The 20,705-nt window shown below is 72.9% G+C and carries 12 protein-coding genes and 1 pseudogene; 7 read left to right on the forward strand and 6 right to left on the reverse strand.

Features of this window, described 5'->3' with window-relative positions; genetic code table 11:
• The first annotated feature begins 32 nt into the window (after nt 1-32).
• Complete coding sequence (locus LH62_RS04680; RefSeq protein ID WP_043359590.1) at nt 33-5,306, forward strand: calcium-binding protein; 5,274 nt, start codon at nt 33-35, stop codon at nt 5,304-5,306.
• 3 nt (nt 5,307-5,309) lie between these two features.
• Here the strand turns inward: LH62_RS04680 and LH62_RS04685 are convergent, their stop codons facing one another.
• The 3 genes from LH62_RS04685 to LH62_RS04695 are packed head-to-tail and all read right to left on the reverse strand — an operon-like array spanning nt 5,310 to nt 9,068.
• Nucleotides 5,310-6,413 (reverse strand): microcin C ABC transporter permease YejB, encoded by a 1,104-nt coding sequence (locus tag LH62_RS04685; RefSeq protein WP_043359593.1) that lies wholly within the window; start codon nt 6,411-6,413, stop codon nt 5,310-5,312.
• Between the two features lies 1 nt (nt 6,414).
• Nucleotides 6,415-8,256 carry an extracellular solute-binding protein gene (locus LH62_RS04690; protein WP_043365182.1) on the reverse strand — a complete coding sequence of 614 codons (1,842 nt, stop codon included), beginning with the start codon at nt 8,254-8,256 and terminating at the stop codon, nt 6,415-6,417.
• Between the two features lie 38 nt (nt 8,257-8,294).
• Nucleotides 8,295-9,068 (reverse strand): inositol monophosphatase family protein, encoded by a 774-nt coding sequence (locus tag LH62_RS04695; protein ID WP_043359594.1) that lies wholly within the window; start codon nt 9,066-9,068, stop codon nt 8,295-8,297.
• 75 nt (nt 9,069-9,143) lie between these two features.
• On the opposite strand from LH62_RS04695, the gene LH62_RS04700 reads away from it, so the two are divergent.
• Both LH62_RS04700 and LH62_RS04705 read left to right on the forward strand, forming a co-directional pair.
• On the forward strand, nt 9,144-9,998 hold the full coding sequence (locus tag LH62_RS04700) for a prephenate dehydratase (protein ID WP_043359596.1): 855 nt from the start codon (nt 9,144-9,146) through the stop codon (nt 9,996-9,998).
• A gap of 53 nt (nt 9,999-10,051) precedes the next feature.
• The gene (locus tag LH62_RS04705; RefSeq protein WP_043359597.1) at nt 10,052-10,681 is read left to right on the forward strand and encodes a YjbF family lipoprotein; all 630 of its coding nucleotides are present in this window, start codon (nt 10,052-10,054) and stop codon (nt 10,679-10,681) included.
• Here the strand turns inward: LH62_RS04705 and LH62_RS04710 are convergent.
• The gene (locus tag LH62_RS04710; protein WP_052213710.1) at nt 10,665-11,720 is read right to left on the reverse strand and encodes a glycosyltransferase family 4 protein; all 1,056 of its coding nucleotides are present in this window, start codon (nt 11,718-11,720) and stop codon (nt 10,665-10,667) included. The genes LH62_RS04705 and LH62_RS04710 overlap by 17 nt on opposite strands.
• Before the next feature lie 127 nt (nt 11,721-11,847).
• On the opposite strand from LH62_RS04710, the gene LH62_RS04715 reads away from it, so the two are divergent.
• Nucleotides 11,848-12,771 carry a manganese catalase family protein gene (locus LH62_RS04715; RefSeq protein ID WP_043359599.1) on the forward strand — a complete coding sequence of 308 codons (924 nt, stop codon included), beginning with the start codon at nt 11,848-11,850 and terminating at the stop codon, nt 12,769-12,771.
• Between the two features lie 20 nt (nt 12,772-12,791).
• On the opposite strand, the gene LH62_RS04720 is transcribed toward LH62_RS04715, so the two are convergent.
• Both LH62_RS04720 and LH62_RS04725 read right to left on the reverse strand, forming a co-directional pair.
• Entirely contained in the window at nt 12,792-14,867 is a 2,076-nt protein-coding gene (locus LH62_RS04720; RefSeq protein WP_236552471.1) for a YjbH domain-containing protein, read from the reverse strand.
• A gap of 67 nt (nt 14,868-14,934) precedes the next feature.
• A complete protein-coding gene (locus LH62_RS04725; RefSeq protein ID WP_236552472.1) occupies nt 14,935-17,469 on the reverse strand; it encodes an SLBB domain-containing protein in 2,535 nt (844 codons plus the stop codon).
• 334 nt (nt 17,470-17,803) lie between these two features.
• On the opposite strand from LH62_RS04725, the gene LH62_RS32500 reads away from it, so the two are divergent.
• The 3 genes and pseudogenes from LH62_RS32500 to LH62_RS31840 all read left to right on the forward strand — a co-directional run.
• A complete protein-coding gene (locus LH62_RS32500) occupies nt 17,804-19,507 on the forward strand; it encodes a heparinase II/III-family protein (RefSeq protein WP_043359602.1) in 1,704 nt (567 codons plus the stop codon).
• A gap of 39 nt (nt 19,508-19,546) precedes the next feature.
• Nucleotides 19,547-20,440 (forward strand): Wzz/FepE/Etk N-terminal domain-containing protein, encoded by an 894-nt coding sequence (locus LH62_RS04735; protein ID WP_043359605.1) that lies wholly within the window; start codon nt 19,547-19,549, stop codon nt 20,438-20,440.
• Nucleotides 20,430-20,705: pseudogene (locus tag LH62_RS31840) on the forward strand (O-antigen ligase domain-containing protein); the annotation flags it as partial. The gene LH62_RS04735 and the pseudogene LH62_RS31840, both read left to right, overlap by 11 nt.

A 20,705-nucleotide genomic window follows, 5' to 3' on the forward strand; every position in this document is an offset into this window, starting at 1 on the left:
CGCCGATCCGCGGCGGGCCGGCAAGGGGTTCCATGGCCACGCTCACCGGCACCGCGGGCGCCGACCTGCTGCAAGGGACGGAGGGGGCGGACAGCCTCGCCGGCCTCGGCGGCGACGATACGCTGGTCGGTGGCGCGGGGAATGACACGCTCGACGGCGGGGCGGGCCATGACCGGGCGGTGATCGACCGCTCGGCCAGCACGGCGGCCATCACCTTCTACATGCTGGCGCCGGGGCTGGTCAGCCAGGTCGCTGGCACCAGCGTGACAGGGGTGGAGCATCTGAGCTTCACCGCCGGCAGCGGGAATGACGGGCTGGCCGGCGGCGCGGGGGATGACAGCTTCGCCGGCGGGGCGGGAAGCGACGCGCTGCAAGGCCTGGCCGGGGCGGATACGCTGCTCGGCGGCGACGGGGCGGATACGCTGCTCGGCGGGGCCGGGGCGGACCTGCTGACCGGCGGGGCGGGGGCGGATCGGTTCATCCTGCAAGGCAGCGGCGGGCTCGACAGCAGCCTCGCCTTCCCCGACCGCATCGCCGACTTCAACGCCGGGGACGGTGACCTGCTGGTGCTGCGCGGCGAGGCCATCGGCGCCGGGTTGCTGCCGCTGGCGACGGGCAGCTTCGGCCTCTCGGGCGGGGCGAGCCTGCCGGTCGGCTTCGGCGGGGCGCTGGCGGCGCGGGTGGCGCCGGTGGCCGGCATGGCGCTGCCGGATGCGACAGGGGGGCAAGGCCTCACGCTCCACTGGCAGCCGGGGCTCGCGGCAGGCGGCTGGCTGCTGCTCGACCTCGACGGCGACGGGCTGCTCGGCACGGCCGACCTCGTGGTGCGGTTCGACCTACCGACGTGGCAGGCGATCGGGGCCGGAAGCTTCGTCGCCGGGACCTTCTCCACCCTCGGGACCGCCGGGGCGGACAGCCTCGTCGGGACGGCCGGGGCGGACCGCATCCACGGCTTCGCCGGCGCCGATGCGCTGGCCGGGCTCGACGGGGACGACACCCTCCTCGGCGGGGATGGAGCTGACGTCCTGCTCGGTGGGACCGGCTTCGACAGCCTGGTCGGTGGCGAGGGCGGCGACTCGCTCGATGGGGGCGACGGGACCGACGTGCTCGACGGTGGCAACGGCGATGACGGGCTGGCCGGCGGGGTGGGCGACGACCTGCTGCTCGGCGGTGCGGGGAATGATTGGCTGCAGGGCGGCGACGGGAATGACAGCCTTCAGGGCGGCTTCGGCGCCGACCGGCTGGAGGGTGGGCCGGGCGCGGATACGCTGCTGCTCCACGGCATGGGGCAGGCCAGTTGGTCCACCCTCGGCGCCATGGACACGGTCATCGGCTTCAGCCGGGCGGATGGCGACCGGCTCCGCATCAGCAATGCCTGGTTCGGCCGCGCGGACGGCAGCGGGGCGGATGCCGGGCTTTATGCCGGGACGGATGGCATCGCCCGGCCGCTGGTCTTCAGCGGCAGCATCGGCGCGGCTGGCGCGGCCCCCGTCGCCGGGATGGCGCTGCCGGCGCAGCGGCTGGATGCCTACCAGGCCTATTGGCTGCCGGGGCAGGATGGCGGCGGCTGGCTGGTGCTCGACCTCGACCGCAACGGGCAGTTGGATGCAACTGACCTCGCAGTGCGGCTGGATGGCGTCGGCACGCTCGGCGTGGCGGATTTCGTCGACGGCACCTTCCTCAGGCTCGATGGTGGCTATTCTGTCGGTGGGACGGCCGGGGATGACAGCCTGCAAGGCGGCAGCCTGGCCGAGACCTTTCTCGGCAGCCTCGGCAATGACCGCATCGCCGGCGGCGCGGGGGCGGGGAATGCGCTGAGCTATGCCGGCCTGTCCGGGCCCGTCGCCGTCACCATTGCGGGTTATGGGGCGGGTACGGCGGTGAAGCCGGGCGGCGGGGTGGACAGCTTCACCGGCATCCAGGTGATCGCCGGCACCGCGGGGGCCGATACGCTGGATGCGGGCGGCGCCACGGCCGGCTTCTTCGCCCTCAGCCTCGAGGGACGGGCGGGGGCGGACCGGATCATCGGCAACCGCACCACGGCGGTGCAGCTCTCCTACGGGGCGAGCCCGACAGCGGTGCTCGTCGACCTGCAGGGCGGCACGGCGCAGGACGGCTGGGGCAGCATCGACACGCTGGTGGACATCCGCCGGGTCGCGGCACTCTCGGCCCATGGCGACACGGTGCTGGGCTCGGCCTGGGAGGATGTCTTCCTTTCCGGCCAGAGCGGCAACAAGAGCTTCGACGGCCGCGCCGGGCAGGATGAGTGGCGCTATGCGGGCGACGGCGCCATCACCGCCATGCTCGCCACGACCACGGTGCAAGGCTTCGTCCTGGGCCCCTATGTGCTGAAGCCGGGGGGCACCGACCGGCTGACCTCGATCGAGATCGTCACCGCCGGGGCTGGGCATGACAGCCTCCACGGCTCGGCAGCGGATGAGCGCCTGGCCGGCGGGGCAGGCAACGACACCATCGATGGCGCCGGCGGCTTCGGTACCGTCAGCTACGATACGGGCGGGCTGGCGACGCAGGGCGTGGTGGCGAACCTCACCGCCGGCATCGGCCAGGACCAATGGGGCGGCACGGATGTGCTGCGCAATGTGGAATTCCTCTGGGGTTCCGCCCTTGGCGACGACCTGACCGGGCTGGCGATCGGCGCCTATGCCTGGCTGCGCGGCCTCGCCGGGAACGACACGCTGCGGGCACCCGCCCTTGGCACCTGGGTCGGCGCCGATTACGCGGGGGATCCGGGCGCCATCGATGCCGACCTGGCCGCCGGCACGGTGCGGGACGGCTGGGGCGGAATCGACCGGCTGGTCTCCATCGGACTGATCCGCGGCTCGGCCTTCGCCGACACCATTGCCGGCGGGGCGGGAGCGGAGACGCTGATCGGCGGCCTGGGCGACGACACCTATCGCGTCGGCCCGGGCGACCAGGTGGTGGAAGCGCCGGGCGAGGGTTTCGACACCGTCATCGCCGACCGGCCCTATGCGTTGCCGGCAGATGTCGAGGCCCTGGTGCTGGCCAACCTCGCCGGCAGCAGCGCCAATGGCTGGGGCAACGGGCTCGCCAACCTGATGGTCAGCCAGGCCGGCGCCGACGCCATGGATGGCGGCGACGGGCAGGATACACTGCAGGGCGGCGACGGGGCGGATACCCTTTATGGCAGCGGTGGCGACGACCTGCTGGCGGGCGAGGCGGGGAACGATGCCCTGCTCGCCGGGCCGGGCGCCGATACGCTGCTCGGCGGCGGGGGCGACGACGTCCTCATCAGCGAGGCCGATGGCCGCTTCACCGGCACGCTGCTGCTCGATGCCGGAGAGGCGGCGCCGCGCATCATCAGCCTCGCCGATATCGGCACGCTGGCCGACAGCGTCGATGGCGGTGCCGGATATGACCGATGGGGCGCCGGCAGCATCGGCATGCTGCTCGACCTGCGCGGCGCGGCGGGGATGATGCTGGGCATGGAGGAGATCAACGGCTCCGCCGGCAACGACGTGCTGCTGCTGGCGGCGGGGCAGCCGGCGACGACCCTGAATGGCGGGGCAGGGGATGATACGCTCTCCGGCAGCGGAAGCGGCGACTGGATCGATGGTGGCGACGGCGATGACCTGGTCGCCGGCCAGGGCGGCGATGATTCGCTCCATGGCGGGATGGGGAGGGATACGCTGATCGGCGGCGCGGGGGCGGACCGGCTCGATGGCGGCGATGGGGACGACCTGCTGGACGGCGGCGCTGGCGCCGATACGCAGTATGGCGGCATCGGCGCCGATACGCTCCGCGGCGGCGCCGAGGGGGACTGGCTCGATGGCGGGGATGGCGGCGACTCGCTGAGCGGCGGCGATGGTGAGGATAGGCTCGCTGGCGGCCTCGGTGACGATGCGTTGCTTGGCGATGCGGGCGCCGATCAACTCGATGGCGGCGACGGCAGTGACCGGCTGGATGGCGGCGACGGCGAGGATAGGCTCGCTGGCGGCCTCGGTGACGATACGCTGCTCGGCGATGCGGGCGCCGATCAACTCGATGGCGGCGACGGCAGCGACCGCCTGGAAGGCGGAGATGGCGCCGATGCGCTGCTTGGCGGCGCAGGAGAGGATACGCTGCAGGGCGGCACCGGCAATGACCGGCTCGACGGCCAGACCGGGCGGAACAGCCTGGAGGGCGGTCTCGGCGACGATACCCTCGTCTCGACGGACTGGGATGCGCTGCTGGATGGCGGTGAGGACAATGACCTCGCGCTGATCGATCGCAGCACGGCCGGGGCGGGCCTCGTCCTCGACATGGCGGTGGGCAGCCTGACGGATGGCGTCCATGCGACCCTTCTGCGCGGGATCGAGCGGCTGGAGGTCACCGGCGGCGCCGGGGCGGACCGGCTGACGGGTGGCGCCGGGGCGGATAGCCTCGCCGGCGGCGCGGGGGACGACACGCTGGATGGCGGGGCGGGTTCCGATCGGCTGGCGGGAGGTCTCGGCAACGACCTTTATCACGTCGACACCGCGGGCGATCGGGTGACGGAGGCGGCGGGCGAGGGCCGGGATACGGTGGTCGCCGCCATCGACATCGTGCTGCCCACGCATGTCGAGGTGCTGGTGCTCGCGGCCGGGGCCCTGCGCGGCACGGGCAATGCGCTCGCCAACCTGATCACCGGGAACGATGCGCCGAACATCCTCGGCGGCGGTGCGGGGAACGACACGCTGGTCGGCGGCGGCGGGATGGACCGGCTGCTGGGCGGCGACGGGGATGACCTGCTGGACGGCGCTTCCGGCCTCGGCGAGATGGATTGGTTGGCAGGCGGCGCCGGCCACGACACCTACCGGGTGGACAGCGCCGCGGACCAGGTGGTGGAGGCGGCGGGCGGGGGCATCGACGCCGTGTTCGCCGATATCGCGGGCGGCCGCTACATCCTGCCATCGAATGCCGAGAGGCTGGTGCTGCTGGGGACGACGCGCATCGGCCAGGGGAATGCGCTCGACAACGCCATCACCGGCAATGCGGCGGCGAATTGGCTGATGGGCGGCGCGGGCGAGGATACGCTCGATGGCGGGGGCGGGAACGACGTGCTGCTCGGCGGGACGGGGGCGGACCTGTTCCTGTTCGCGCCGGGCGGCGGGGCGGACCGGATCGGCGATTTCACCCCGGGCCTCGATCACATCCGGCTCGGCGGCGTCGCCGGCTTCACCGCGGTGCTGGCGGCGGCGACGGACCGGCCGGGCGGGGTGGTGATCGATCTCGGCCAGGGCGACAGCCTCACCCTGGCAGGCATCGCCAGGTCCGCGCTGTCGGCGGGCGACTTCCTCTTCGGCTGAGCCCTACCGCCGCGCGGAGAAGTCGATGCGCGGATCGACCAGGGTGTAGGCGAAGTCGCCGATGATCTGCATCACCAGGCCGAGCAGGGTGAAGATGTAGAGCGTGCCGAACATGATCGGGTAGTCGCGCCGGATCGCCGCCTCGAAGCCGAGCAGGCCGAGCCCGTCCAGCGAGAAGATGATCTCCACCAGCAGCGCCCCGGTGAAGAGGATGCCGATGAAGGCCGCAGGGAAGCCGGCGATGATCAGCAGCATCGCGTTGCGGAAGACATGGCCGTAGAGCACGCGCCCCTCCCCTGCCCCCTTGGCGCGGGCCGTGACGACGTATTGCTTGCCGATCTCCTCCATGAAGGAGTTCTTCGTCAGCATGGTGAGCCCGGCGAAGCCGCCGATGACGAGGGCGACGGTCGGCAGCACCATGTGCCAGGCGTAGTCCGCCGCGCGCGTCAGGAAGGGCGCGTCCTGCAGCCCGGAGGAGAGCAGGCCGCGCAGCGGGAACCACTGCACGAAGCTTCCCCCCGCGAAGAGCACCACCAGCAGGATGGCGAAGAGGAAGCTCGGGATCGCATAGCCCACCAGCACCACGGCACTGCTGGCGAGGTCGAAGCGGGTGCCGTCGCGCACCGCCTTGCGGATGCCGAGAGGGATCGAGACCAGGTAGATGATCAGCGTGGACCACAGGCCGAGCGAGATGGAGACGGGCAGCTTCTCCAGGATCAGCTGCGAGACCGGCCGGTCCTGGAACAGGCTGCGGCCGAGGTCGAAGCGGGCATAGCCGGCCAGCATCTCGCCGAGCCGCTGCGGCCAGGGCTTGTCGAAGCCGAAGGCGCGCTCGATCTCCTGCACCACCGCCGGGTCGAGGCCGCGGGCGCCGCGGTAGCGGCTGCTCTCGTTGCCGCCGCCCTGATTGGCCGGCGGGCGCGTCGTCTCGCCCTGGCCCTCGCCGGAGAGGCGGCCGAGGCTGCTGCCGCCCTGCCCCTTCAGCTCCGCCAGCATCTGGTCCACCGGGCCGCCGGGGGCGAATTGCACCACGGCGAAATTGATCAGGATGATGCCGAGCAGCGTCGGCACCACCAGCAGCAGGCGGCGGAGGAGATAGGCGCCCATGCTATTGCGGCTTCGCCTCGCGCTTGCCCTGCTCGACGGCGCCCTCGCGGTTGCGCTCGACCCACCAGCTGTCGATGGCTAGCGCGTATTTCGGGTTGCGCGGCGGGCGGCCGAACTTGTCCCAATAGGCCACGCGGAAGGTCCGGCTGTGCCATTGCGGGATCATGTAGTCGTTCCAGAGCAGCACGCGGTCCAGCGCCCGGGTGCGGGCCACCAGCTCGGCGCGGTCCGGCGCGGCGATGACCAGCTCCACCAGCTCGTCCACCACCGGGTTGGCGATGCCGGCGACGTTCTGGCTGCCATTCTCCCCCGCCTTGGCGCCCGTCCAGAAGTCGCGCTGCTCGTTGCCGGGGGAGAGGGACTGGCCCTGGCCGTCCACGGTCATGTCGTAGTCGAAGGCGTCGATCCGCACCTGGTACTGCGCCGGGTCGATGGTGCGGATGCGCGGCTCCATCCCGAGGCGCTGGAGGGTCTGCACATAGGGCAGCGCGATGCGCTCGAAGCTCGGGCCGTTCAGCAGGATCTCGAAGGCGAAGGGCTGGCCCTCGGCATTGACCAGCTTGCGGTCGCGCACCGTCCAGCCGGCCCCGCGCAGCAGGTCGAGGGCGCGGCGCAACCCCTCGCGGTTGTTGCCGGAGCCGTCGGTGACGGGGAGCCTGTAGGGCTCGGTGAAGAGGCGGTCGGGGACGCGGCCCTTGTAGGCCTGGAGGATCTCCAGCTCCCGCCCCTCGGGGATGCCCGAGGAGGCGAGTTCGGAGTTGGAGAAGTAGGAGGTCGTCCGCGTGTAGCTGCCGTAGAAGAGGTTGGCGTTCATCCACTCGAAGTCGAAGACCTCGATGAGGGCGCGGCGGACGCGGGCATCCTGGAAGAGCGGGCGGCGCAGGTTCATGGCGAAGGCCTGCATGCCGGTCGGCAGCTCGTGGCGGATCTCGTCGCGCTTGACGAGGCCGCGCTGCATGGCGGGGAAGTCGTAGGCGGTCGCCCAGTCCTTGGCGATGTTCTCGGTGCGGAAGTCGATCTGCCCGGCCTTGAAGGCCTCCAGCGCCACGGTGCTGTCGCGGAAATACTCGTAGCGCATCACGTCGTAATTCGCCGTGCCGCGCGCCGTCGGCAGGTCTTTCGCCCAATAATCGGCGACGCGGCGGTAGACCAGGCTGCGGCCGCTCTCGAAGCGCTCCAGCCGGTAGGGGCCGGAGCCGAGCGGCGCCTCGAGCAGCGGACGGGCGAAGTCGCGGCTCTCCCACCAATGCTTCGGCAGCACCGGCATCTGGCCGAGGATCAGCGCCAGCTCGCGGTTCTCGTTCGTCCTGAAGCGGAAGGTGACGCGGCGGGGGCTTTCGGCCACCACCTCCGCCACGTCCGCCCAATAGGCGCGGTAGAAGGGCCGGCCGCTCTGGCGGAGGGTGTTGAAGGTCCAGACCACGTCCTCGGCGGTGACGGGCTTGCCGTCATGCCAGCGCGCCGCGGGGTGCAGCTCGAAGGTGACGCCCATGCGGTCGGCCGGCTGCTCGATGGCGGCGGCGAGGTGGCAGTATTCCGTGCTCGCCTCGTCGGCGCTCTCCTTCAGCAGCGTGTCGTAGAGGTTGCCGAGGCCGACCGCCGCCGTGCCGCGCAGGATGTACTGGTTGAAGCTGTCGAAGCTGCCGAGCGCGGTCAGCGCGATTTCGCCGCCCTTCGGCGCGTCCGGGTTGACCCAGGGCCAATGCGGGAAGCCAGCGGGCAGGGCCGGGTCGCCGAGCAGGGAGAGGGCGTGGCTGCGGGTCGGCCCCTGCTGGGCCGCCGCGGCGGCGGGCCGGAGGAAGGGGATAGCGAGGCCGGAGGCGAGGAGGGTGCGGCGGTCCATGGCGGGAGGATGGGGGTTCGCCTCGCCGGCGGCAACCGTCACCCGCCAAGCAGGGCGACGGCCTCCGGCAGCAGGGCCGGGTCGCCGACCGCGAGGACCCGGCCGTCACTCTCGAGGGTCAGCGCCTCGCCGCGCCAGCCGGTGACGCGGCCGCCGGCGCCCTCCACCACCGGGACGAGGGCGGCCCAGTCCCAGGGCTTCATGGTGCTTTCGGCGATGACATCGACCAGGCCGAGGGCGAGCAGGCCGTAGCTGTAGCAGTCGCCGCCCCAGGTGACGCGGCGGGCGGCGGCGCGGAGGCGCGCGAAGCCCGGGCCGTCGGCGGGGGCGAACATGTCGGGGCTGGTGCAGGAGAGCTCGGCCTCGGCGAGGCGGGCGCAGGGGCGGCAGCCGGCCGCGCCGCCGAGAGGGGAGCGGAAGCGCGTCGGCTGGCCCTTCGCGCCGATCCAGCGCTCGCCAATCCCCGGCTGGTCGATCAGGCCGAGCACCGGCACGCCGCGATGCAGCAGGCCGATCAGCGTGCCGAAGAGCGGGCGGCCGGTGACGAAGGCGCGGGTGCCGTCGATCGGGTCCAGCACCCAAAGATATTCGGCCTCGGTGCGGTCGGGGCCGTATTCCTCGCCCCAGATGCCGTGGTCGGGGAAGCGGGCGGAGAGCACCTCGCGCATCGCCCGCTCGGCGCCGCGGTCGGCCTCGGTGACGGGGCTGGCATCGCCCTTTGCTTCCACCAGCAACGGCGAGCGGAAGAGCGGGCGGATGGCGGCGCCCGCGGCCTCGGCCGCCGCCTCGGCTGCCGCGATGAATGCCTCCATGCCCCTCCTCCCCCGGTTTGCGCCCTCTCACCCCCTCGATTAGAAGCCGCGGACCCCTCTTGCAACGGCACCCGCATGACCGACGTGATCGCCTTCCAGGGCCTGCCCGGCGCCTATTCCGACCTCGCCTGCCGCGCCGCCTATCCCGGCTGGGCTACCCTGCCCTGCCCGAGCTTCGAGGCGGCGATGGATGCGGTGCGCGGCGGCCAGGCGGGGCTCGCCATGCTGCCCTGCGAGAACTCGCTGGCCGGGCGGGTGCCGGACATCCACCGGCTGCTGCCGGAGAGCGGCCTCGCCGTGGTGGGCGAGCATTTCGAGCGGGTGGAGCACTGCCTGCTGGCGCCGCATGGGGCGACGCTCGCCACGCTGAAGCGGGCGCACAGCCACCCCGTCGCGCTCGGCCAGGTGCGGAGCATCCTGAAGGAGCTGTCGCTGACGCCGGTGATCGAGGCGGACACGGCCGGCGCGGCGCAGATCATCGCCGAGCGGGGCGGCGTCGAGGATGCGGCGATCGCCAGCGCGCTGGCCGCCGAGACCTATGGGCTCGCCATCCTCCGGCGCAACGTGGAGGATGCGGCGCACAACACCACGCGCTTCTATGTCTGCGCCCCCTCCCCCGCGCTGCCGGCGGCGGGGACGCCGGATTGCGTCACCACCTTCGTCTTCCGCGTGCGGAACATCCCGGCGGCGCTCTACAAGGCGCTCGGCGGCTTCGCCACCAACGGCGTCAACATGACGAAGCTGGAGAGCTACATGCTCGATGGCGAGTTCACCGCGACGCAGTTCCTCGCCGATGTCGATGGCCATCCGGAGGAAGCGCCGGTGCGGCGGGCGCTGGAGGAGCTGGCCTTCTTCTCGCGGGAGCTGAAGCTGCTCGGCACCTATTCGGCGCATCCCTACCGGCGGGCGCATCGGGGAGCGGCGGAATAGGCGCCGCCGCCTTTCCACTTCTTTTATTTCGATATCGAGCCTAAACTCGGGGCATGCGCGCCTGGCCCCTGCTGCTGCCCCTGCTGCTCGCCGCCTGCGGCGATACGCTGATCGCCCGCTATGCGGAGACGGCCTGGACCGAGGCAGTGGAGCGCGTCGCCACCCCCCTGGAGGACTTGCCGGAGCCGGGCGGGCCGGCGCTCCGCCTCTGGATCCGGGGCCGGCCCGCCGCGGCCGTGTTGCTCCAGGAGATCGGCGAGCGGCGGATCTGGCGCACCGCGGCTGGTCAGGTGGTCTCGACCGAGGGAGGCCGCGTCACAGCGACGGCCGGCTTCCGGCAATATGTCGCGGCGACGCATTTCGACGGGCCGGACCCGCTCGCCAACCCGTCCGAGCTGCTGGGCCATCCCGCCGCCGCCCGCCGCCTGGTCGATCTGCAGGACCCGGATGGCGGGCCGGAGGGGATGCGCTTCGGCCTCGCCCTCGATTGCCGGCTGCGGGCGGAGGCGACCGAGGATGCCGAGATCCTGCTGGTGCGGGAGAGCTGCCGCAGCCGCGGGCGCTTCGGCTTCACCAACCTGTTCTGGGTGGAGGCGGCGGGCGGTGCGGTGGTGCGGGCCGAGCAGTGGATCGGCCCGGCCATGCCGATGCTGGTGATGGAGTTCCTCAGCCCCGCCAGCTAAGGCCGGCGCGGCGCACGCGCATCGCCACATAGGCGAGCCAGAGCAGCTGCAGGGCGAGCGCGGGCAGCACGACCAGCGGCTTCAGCCCCGGGCGCAGTTGCAAGAAGAGCACGGCGAGCGCCGCCTGGAACAGGGCGAAGCCCCAATGCGTGGCCGCGACCGCCAGGGCCGGCATGCCGCTGCGCTGCGCCATCTGGTAGAGATGGGTGCGGTGCGGCGCGCCCACCCTGTCGCCCATCCAGCCACGCCGCAGCAGGGTGAAGGCGGCGTCGAAAAGCAGGCTGAAGAGCAGCAGCGGCACGATCAGGAAGCTGATCTGGCTGGCATCGAAGCGCGCGGCGGCGACGGCGAGCACCGCCAGCATGAAGCCGGCGAACTGGCTGCCCACGTCGCCCATGAAGATGCGGGCGGGCGAAAGGTTGAAGGGCAGGAAGCCGGCGAAGCCCGCCGCCAGCATCAGCGCGGAAAGGTAGACGAAGCGCCCGCCCTCGGCGCCGGCGATGGCGGCCAGCGCCGCGCAGGCGATCAGCAGCGTGCCGCCGACCAGCCCGTCCAACCCGTCCATGAAATTCACCGCATTGGTGCAGCCGAGGACCCAGAAGACGGTGAGCGCCGGGCCGATCCAGCCCAATTCCGTCACGCCGACATAGGGTAGGGCGAGGCGGGAGAGCGAGAGCCCGGTGCCGACCGCCACCAGCGCCGCGGCCAGCTGCGCCAGCAGCCGCAGCCGTGCGGAAAGGTTCCGCATGTCGTCCAGCAGCGCGACGCCGGCGATGGCGAGCGCGGCCAGGATGACGCCGAGGAACTGCCGCTCCTCCAGCCGGGCGAAGTCCGCGACGCGGTAGAGCACCAGCATCCCGACGATGAAGGCCGCGACCACGCCGACCCCGCCGCCCCGCGGCGTCGCCACGCTATGCGCGCTGCGGCCGTTCGGGATGTCGAGGATGGGCCAGCGGATCATTGCCCGGACGGCGGCTGCCGAAAGCAGCGCGAGGGCGAGAGCGAAGAGGAGATGTTGCGAAAGGGCGCCGAGGGTCATGCGGCCGCGGGTGTGGCCGATGCGGCGGCGGATCGCAAGCGCAGCAGTCCAATCCGCACCCGCGACGAAAACCCCGGCGGCGCTGGCTGGTTAATCCGGTATCCAGTTGTCCGGAAGGGTACAGCCCATGTTCATGCGCGTCGACAAGCTGCAGGCGGAACTCCCTCCGCCGAAGCGGCAAGACCCGAACGCCGCCGCGGCCCTGCAGGAACTGCTCGGCGGCAAATATGGCGAGATGTCGACGCTCGGGAACTACATGTTCCAGAGCTTCAACTTCAAGAGCAAGAGCAAGCTGCGTCCCTTCTACGGCTTGGTTGCCAGCATCACGGCCGAGGAACTCGGCCATGTCGAGCTGGTCAGCAACGGCGTCGCCATGCTGGCCAACGGCCCAGACAAGGGCGCGGACGGCGCCAATGGCGGCGACATCTCGAAGACGCCCTTCGAGGCGATGAAGGACATCCGCTCCTTCGCCAGCTTCGCCTCCCATGGCGGCGGGGCTACGCCGGTGAACAGCAACTCCATGTCGTGGAACGCCGACATGGTGACCACCACGGGCAATGTGGTGTTCGACCTGCTGCACAACTTCCACCTCGAATGCGGCGCGCGGCTGCACAAGCTGCGGGTCTACGAGACCCTTTCCGACCCGACCGGGCGCGAGGTCTGCGGCTACTTGCTAGTGCGCGGCTCGGTGCATGCGCATTCCTATGCGCTGGCGCTGAAGAACCTCACCGGCGTCGAGATCGAGAAGATGCTGCCGACGCCGAACATCCCGCTCGGCAACATCCCGGAGTGCCAGAAGTACCTCCAGGAAGGTTCGCATCGCCGGCTCTACACCTGGAGCCCGAACGACTATGCCGAGATCGCCGGCATCTGGGGCCAGGGCGAGCAGGCCCTGCCGGGCGACCCGCCAGGCGAGCTGGAAGTGGTGAAGGGCATGCCGGAAGGCGGCAAGATCCACCAGCTCGAGGGCATCCCCTCGGCCTTCACCCCGGACTACGCGCCGGAGGAAATGTTCGAGATCGCCGCCAAGCTGACCAAGGCGATGGGCTGACCTGACCTGACCGGGCGGGGCTATCGCAGCAAGCCGAGATAGTCCCGCCCCAGCGCCTCCGCCCGGCCCTCGCGCGTCACCTCCCAGAGCGGGTTGTCGACCGCGAGGCGCTGGCCGCCGTCCCGCACCACGGGGCGGATCACCGCATTGGCCACCACCGGCGTCTCCGGCCCCAGCAATTGCAGGGGGATGCGGACGAAGCTGCCCTTGTCGAAGCTGCCCTCGCCGAAGCGGCGGGCGGAGACATCGGTGCGGGTGGCGAAGGCGCCGACCTCGATGCCGCTGTCGAAGCGGCGGCTCATCTCCAGCGTCGCGCCCCAATCACCGGCGAGATACCGCCCGGCCCGCACCACGGCGCCGAGGTTCCAGACCGGCAGGTCCGCATAGAGCGAGAGATGGCCGGTTGCCACGGAATAGCCGAGGGCGCCGAAGCGCTGCCGGTAGTCCCGCTGCGCCACCCAGGCGAGGTCGAGGCCGAGGGCGAAGCCGCGCGCCTGCGGCCGCCACAGCAGCTCGCCCGAGGCGCCGGCAAACATCGGCTCCAGCAACCCGGCCGAGACGCGCGCGAACCAATCGGGCGCCGGGCTCCAGAGCCGCTCGGCATAAAGGGTCGGGATCGCCGTCCGGCCCTGACGCGCATAGCGGGCGATGTCGCTGCGGACATGCGGGAGCCGGCTGTCCGAAGGCAGGCCCTTGTCGAGATTGCCGGCCACCGCCTGCGCCAGGCTGCCCGCCACGGCGAAACCTGCCCCGAGCCCGAGCCGTACCCCGGCTGCCCCGGCTGCCTGCCAACGGAAGCCGGTCCTCGGGTCACCGAGTTGCAGGGCGAGGCGAGGCTCCAGCGCCCAGGTGAGGTCGGGGGCGAAGCCCGGCAGCGGTTCGGCGGGGGTGAGGCTGGCGCTGGCCAGCACCTCCTCGGCGCTGCCGGCTCCGGTCGCGGCGCCTTCCAGCGCCTCGCGCAACAGCACCAGCCGGGCGACGGGCAGGCCAGCGCGGTGCCATTCGACGGCGATCCGCTCCACCTCCGGCGGCAGGCTGCCCTGCACGGCGCGGGCGACCCGGCCGGCGGTGCGGGCGAGGGTACGGTAGCGGCCACCGGCGACGGCGATCCGCACCTCCTCCCCCTGCTGGATGATGGCGATGGGGCGGAAGCCGGCCTGGCGCAGAGCCGCCTCGGCATCGCCGGGCGCTTCGGGGCGCGGCGGCAGGGGCGGCGGGGGCGGGGGCGGCGGGGGCGGGGGCGGCAGGCTCGGCGGGCGTGCCGGATCGAGGCGAAGGGAGAGGCGGAACAGCACATCGGTCCCGTGGACGAAGTGCACCCCGGCATCGAGCCAGTCATTTTGCCAGGTGAGGCCGGCATTGATCCGCGAGCGCGCCTCGCCGCGAAGGTTGGTGGTGCGCGCGGGGTAGCCGCCGCGCTCGTCGCGCAGCGCGTCGCCCGACCATTCGAGCTTGGCGCGGAGCCCTTCCACCCAGGGCACCGACCATTCGACGCCGCCGAAGATGGCTGCGTCCCGCCCGCGGAACAGGCTGTTGAAGGCCGGCATGCCGCCGGTGCCGACATGGCGCGGCCGGGTGTTGTATCGGGAATAGGCCATGCCATAGGGGTTGCCGAGATCGGCGCCGGTGCCGAGCCGGCCCCAGCCCATGCCGAGCGTCAGGTCGAAGTCCCATAGCCGCTTGGACGCGACCAGATACTCGCCCGAATAAAGGCCGGTGCCGATGAAGTCCTGCGCGCCCACCGCCAGCGCCGGGCGCCATTCTCCTTCCTCCCACAGCCGCGCCTTGAAGTCGAAGGCGCGGTCGGTGGTGGTGCCGCGGCCGGCCGTCGCATCCAGCCGGTCGGTGAGGCGGAAGGTGGTCTCAAGGAACGGCAGGGCCTGGAAGGAAAGGAACCAGAATTGCCGCTGGTGGCGAATGGCGGTGCCGGCCTCCAGCATGCCGTCCGGGCGGAAGCGGGCATTGCGCATCTCGATCAGGCCGACGCCGCCGAAGTCGGAGGCGGTCGCGGGAACGTCCTGCGCTCGCGCCCCGAAAGCGGCGAGGGCGAAGGCGAGGCCAAGGAGGGCTCTGCCCTCCCTGGACCCTCCCGCCAAGGGCCGAAGGACCCTTGGAACCCTTGAGTCAGGTTTGTGGCGGGGGCGGGGCCGCACGCGTCACCGCCTACCGCGCACCTGTTCGCACGATCACCGCCAGAGCCGCGCTCGACAGGGCGATCTGCGACAGCACCTGCGTCACGTCGCGCAGCATCCCCCAGCTTTCATAAGGCGAGGGGTCCTGCGGCACGACGACGGTGCTGCCGGGCGGGATCGGCGGCCCGCCCATCTGCCAGGCGCCGAGGCCGGCCGGGCTGCTCTGGCCGTTCGGCAGGACGATGAAGGCACGGCTGCCATCGGCGAAGCGCTGCTGGCCGCCCGCCGCGCGGACATAGTCCCCGGCCCGCCAGCCGGTGGCGAATTGCAGGCTGCCCGGGTTGAGGACGGAGCCGACGACCGTCACCTCGTTCGGCCGCTTGGGGATGGCGATGAGGTCGCCGGGCTCCATCAGCACGTCGAGGTCGGGGCGGCCGGCGAGGATCACCGGATTGGCCTCCACCACCATCCGCCCGGCGGCACGGGCCTGGCGGAGGGAATTGGCGAGTTCCCGCCCCGCCATGATGGCGCCACCGAGATCGGCCGAGCCGCGCATCCCCGCCACCGCCTGGCCGGCGGCGACCTGCATCAGCCCCTGCTCCAGCTCCCGCGCGCTGCGGGTGAAGCCGTCCTGCTGGCGCTGGCGCACGCTCTCGCGGGTGAAGACGGCGCCATAGGGATAGGCCTGGGGCGTCAGCCCGCCGGCGCGGGCGATGACCTCGGAAAGACGCTCGCCGCGGCGGATGTCGTAGATGCCGGGGCGGACGAACTCGCCCGAAAGCGTCACCGGGCCGATGTCGCGGTCGCCGAAGCCGCGCGGCAGCCGCAGTGCGTCGCGCGGCGAGAGTCGGACGGCGGCGAAGTTGCGCGAGCGCAGGTCAAGCAGGGTGCGGGCGAGCGGCAGGGTGGCGCTCTGCTCCGCCGGCTCGCGGGCAAGCTCGACGGCGGAAAGGTCGGCGGTGTCGCTCGCCCCGCCGGCGGCGGCGAGGACGGCATCGAGCCCGGTATCGTTGAGGATGGGGTAGAGGCCGGGCAGCCGCACCTCGCCGGTGAGCAGCACGGTCTGGTCCATCAGCACCGGCAGCAGGGTCGGGTAGTCGAGGAAGACCTGCGGGCAGGGGCCGCGGCCAAAATCGGGGAAGCCGGCGCTGCGGGCATGGGCGAAGCGCTGCGGCGAGGCCTGGGCGGCGACGGTCAGCAGCACCAGGGCCTGGCAGTCGGGGGCGGCGGGGGCCGGCGGGGCCGGCGGCGGTGCGGCGGGCGTGGCCGCCGAGAGGGCGGCGCCCGGCATGCCGGCGGCGGTGGGCAGCGGGGTCGGCGGCGGGGTGCTGGGGGCGGGCGGGTCGCCGCGCAGGGCCTGCTGCACGCTCGGCCCGGCGAGGAAGAGCACGTCCGGCAGGCCGAGCAGGATCACCTCGTCGCCCTCGGCGAGCGGCAGGTCGGCTCGTCCCTCTAGCACCCGGCCGAGGTCGAAGGGGATGAAGCGCCGCGCCCGCGTCCGCGCATCGGTGCGCCAGACCATCCCGAGCCGCGGATAGGGGTCGGGCCGCACCAACCGCGGGTCGGCGAGCAGGCCGCGCAGCGTTTGGCCGCGGCCGGTCGCCGCACGAACCAGCGGGGCGCCGACATGGCCGGAGAGGCGGATCTGCTGCGCCAGCACGTCGGAGCCGGGCTGGACCAGCAGCGCGTCGCCACGGCGGAGCGCGTCGCGCGGGCCGATCTCGCGCCAGCTCCGCCTGCCATTGGCATCGGTGGTCTGGAGCAGGAAGCGGTGACCCGTCGGGCGCATCGCATCGCCGGCGAGGCGCAGCATGGCGGCGAGAGGAGCCTGGCTGGCGCCGGCGGGCAGTTCATAGAGGCCGGGGCGCATCACCTCGCCGCCGATGGCGACGACGCCGCCGAGGGGCGGGACCAGGATGCGCTCGCCCTCATGCAGGCGGAGGTCGGGCGCCTCCCCCTCGCCCGCGAGGACCGGGTAGAGGTCGATGGTGCGGCGGCCGGCGGGGCCCTCGACGCGGATGGCGCGGAGGCTGCCGGTGCGGCGGATGCCGCCCGCGGCCATCAGCGCGTCCAGCACGCTCGCCATGGCCGTCAGCTGCTGCAGGCCGGGGCGCAGCACCTCGCCGCCGACGAAGAGGTTGGCCTGGCGGATCTGGCCGATGGAAAGGAAGACCTCCGACCCGCCCAACTCCCGCGCCGCCCGGCTGGAAAGGTCGGCGCGGAGGTCGCGCAGCGTGCGGCCGGCGGCGGGGATGGGGGCGAGGTCGGGCAGCAGCAGCATGCCGTCCCGCCCGACGCGCAGGCTGAGGGTCTGGCGCGAGCGGCCACGGAAGGCGAGCACCACCTCGTCGTCGCGGCCGATCAGGTATTCGTCGGGCAGGGTGCCGAAGCCGGGGACGGGGGCCGGGGCACCGGGCGCCGTCCGCAGGCTCTCGATGCCGAAGAGGCGCAGCGGCGGGGGGGCGGAGCCGCCGGGTGCCGCCTCGCCCTGCGCGTTGCGGGCGGCGAAGAAGCTCTCGGCCGGCGAGAGCGGCTCCTCCGGCAGCGCTGCAGGAGGAAGGGGCACGGGCGTTGCCGGCAGGGGTGGGGCGAGCGGCAGCGCCGGCTGGCCCGGCGGGCGCTGCGCCCCGCCATCGAGGAATGCGCTGGAGGATGTCCTGCTGCGCCCCGGGCGGCAGGCTCGGCAGCGGCAGGCCGCCAGGCAGCGTTCCCGGCAGGGCGGGGGGTGCCAGCAGGCCGCTGCCGGGCATGCCGGTCTGCGCCAGGGCAGACCAGGGCAAGGCGAGCATCGCGGCCAGCAGGCGACGCAGCAGGAGGGAGCCGGACGGCGCGGTCAGAAAAGGAAGCCTTGCCAAGTGATACCGTGCTCGATCACTAATCGAATCAGAAACGTTTACGCAATGGAATACATTCCAACCTGGCTCCGGATCGCCGATGCGGCCTGGCGGCTCGGCCCCCGGCCGGTGCTGCTGGCGGCCTGGGACCGCTCGCCGCCGGCCAGGGCGCTGGCGCGGCGGGCGCTGGCCGACCGGCCGGTGCCGGCCGGGCCTTTCTGGCCGGAGCGCCTGCCCCCTGCCCCGGCCCTGCCGATGGCGCATCGCCGGGCGGTGCTGGCGCGGGCGGCGTCGCTCGGACGGGTGGATTGGCACGGGGATTTCGCCGCCGGCGCACCCGCCCTCGGCCTCGACCTGTTCGGTCCCGGCGATGTCCGCCCGGTCTGGGAGCGCAACCGCTGGGCGGAGCTGCCGCTGCTCGCCCAGGCGCAGCGGCTCGAGCCGGGCGCCGGCCATGGCGCGCGGGCCGCGGCACTGCTGGCGGACTGGGCGGCGCGCAACCCGCCTTTCCGCGGGCCGAATTGGGCCTCGGGGCAGGAGGCGGCGCTCCGGGTGCTGCATCTTGCCCTGGCGCTCGACCAGGCGATGCTGCCGGCCGGGGCGCGGGCGCTGGTCGCGCTGCATGGACGGCGTATTGCGGCGACGCCGGCCTACGCCATGGCGCAGGACAACAACCACGCCATCTCCGAGCCGGCCGGGCTGCTGGCCTGCGGGCTGCTGCTCGGCGAGGGCGATTGGGTGGCGCTGGGCGAGCGGCGGCTGGCGGCGGCGCGGCGGCGGCTGGTCGGGGCCGATGGGGGCTTTGCGCAGCTTTCCACCGGCTATCACCGGCTGCTGCTCGACGTGCTGGCGGTGACGGAATGGCTGCGGCGGCGCCATGGCCTGCCCCTTGCCGCGCCCGACCCGGCGCCGGTGCTCTGGCTGCACCGGCTGGTGGCGGCGGAGACGGGGGAGGCGCCGCGCCTCGGCCACCAGGACGGCTCGGCCTTCGCCGACCTTTCCCTCGCCGGGCCAGCCGATGCGCGGCCGAGCCTGGAGCGGGCGGCGCGGCTGCTGGCCGGCGGCTCGGCCGGGTATGGGGAGGATCCGGGCTGCGCCTGGCTCGGCGTGGCCGCCGGGCCGGTGATGGCTCCGCTGCCGGGTGACTGGGTGGCGGCCGGGCTGCGCGGCTGGCGCTCCGGCACGCTGCGGGCGGTGCTGCGGACGGGGCCGCTGCGCTTCCGCCCGGCCCATGCCGACCTGCTGCATCTCGACCTCTGGGACGGGCCGCGCAACCTGCTCCGCGACGGCGGGACGGGCGCCTACAACCCCTGGCAGCCCGCGCTCTGGGCGACCGCCGGGCACAACACCGTGGAGTTCGACGGCCAGGACCAGATGCCGTCCCTCTCCCGCTTCCTCCATTCGCACTGGCCGGACTGCGGGCTGCTGCCGGAGGGCGGCTGGATCCGCGACCATCGCGGCAACCGGCAGGAGCGGCGGGTCTGGCTGGAGGGGCGGCGCTGCCGGGTGGAGGACCGGCTGTCCGGCCCCTGGCAGCAGGCGGCGCTGCGCTGGCGGCTGGCGCCCGGCGCATGGCGGCTGACCGAGGATGGTGTGGGGGGGCCCCTCGCCCGGCTCCGCCTCGCCGCCGACGCGCCGCTTGCCCTCGCCCTGGAGGACGGGGTGGAGAGCCCGGCCTATGGCGTGCTCCGCCCGGTGCCGGTGCTGGTGGCGCGGCTGGCCGCTCCGGCCCGCCGGGTGGAGACGCTTATCGCGATACCGGAACGATAACTTATTGATGCGATATCACACCATATTGTACAGGAGGGCATGCCCCTCGACGAACTGCTTCGCGGGATCTGGCAGCGGCGCTGGGCGGTGGCCCTGGCGGCGGTGCTGGTCTTCGGCCTGGGCGCCGGGCTGATCGTTTCCTGGCCGCGGCACTACGTCGCCCAAGCCATGGTGGCGCCGGCCGAGACCAGCGGCGTCGCCACCTCCACGCTGATGTCGCCCTCGCCGCTGCTGCAGGGCGGGCTGCTGGACAACCGGCCCTCGGGCAATTTCGGCATATACCTGGATGCGCTGCGGGCGCCGGAGGCGGCGGCGATGCTGGCACGGGAGACCGGGCTGCTTGCCTACCTCAGCGATCTCCGCGGCGCCGGGGCGATGGGGGCGCTGCGGCGCCATCTCGGCTGGCGGATCGAGGCCGATCTCGACGATGCGGAGTCCTGGCTGGCGCAGCGCTTCGCCGCGACCCAGGGCATCGCCACCACCACCGTCACGCTGACGCTGGAGCACCGCGACCGGGCGGCGGCGCTCGACATGCTCCGCCGCCTGCATGCCATGGCCGAGACGCGGGTGCGGGCCGGGTTGCTCGGCCAGGCGCGGCAGCGGATGGCGGCGATCGAGGCGCGGCTGGCGACGGAGCCGGACCAATTCCAGCGCAGCGCGCTCTATGAGCTGCTGGCGGCGCAGCAGCGCATCGCCCTCGTCCTTGGGGCGGATGAGGCGGTGGCGGCGCGGATAGTTTCGGCGCCAATGGTCGGGATCAGGCCCTCGCTGCCCAACCGGCCGCTGCTGCTGGTGCTGCTGGCCGTCGCGGCGCCGCTGGCGAGCCTGCTCGCCGCCGCCTGCCTGGTGCTGCTGCGCGGCCCGGCGCGGGCGCGGCCCGTGCAGTACGAGATGGCGCTCGGGCCGCGGAGGCTCGGCGCCGGTGCGGATTGACGCGGGCGTACTGGCCGCCGGCACCGGCCTCTTCGCCGCGCTGCTGCAATTCGCCGGTGCGCTGAAGTCGCTGCCCGGCCTTGCGGCCTTGCCGGTCGACCTCACCCTGCTGGCCACCCTGCTGCTGGTGCCCTCGCTGCTGCTGCTCTTCGCGCTGCGGGACTGGGAGGTGCGCCGGGACCTTGCCCTGCCGCTGGCAGGGCTCGCCGGGCTGCTGGTCTGGCTGGTGCTGGCGGGGACGTGGAGCGGCTCCCGCCCCCCGCTC

It is taken from the genome of Belnapia sp. F-4-1 (genome assembly GCF_000802185.1).
Taxonomy (GTDB): domain Bacteria; phylum Pseudomonadota; class Alphaproteobacteria; order Acetobacterales; family Acetobacteraceae; genus Belnapia.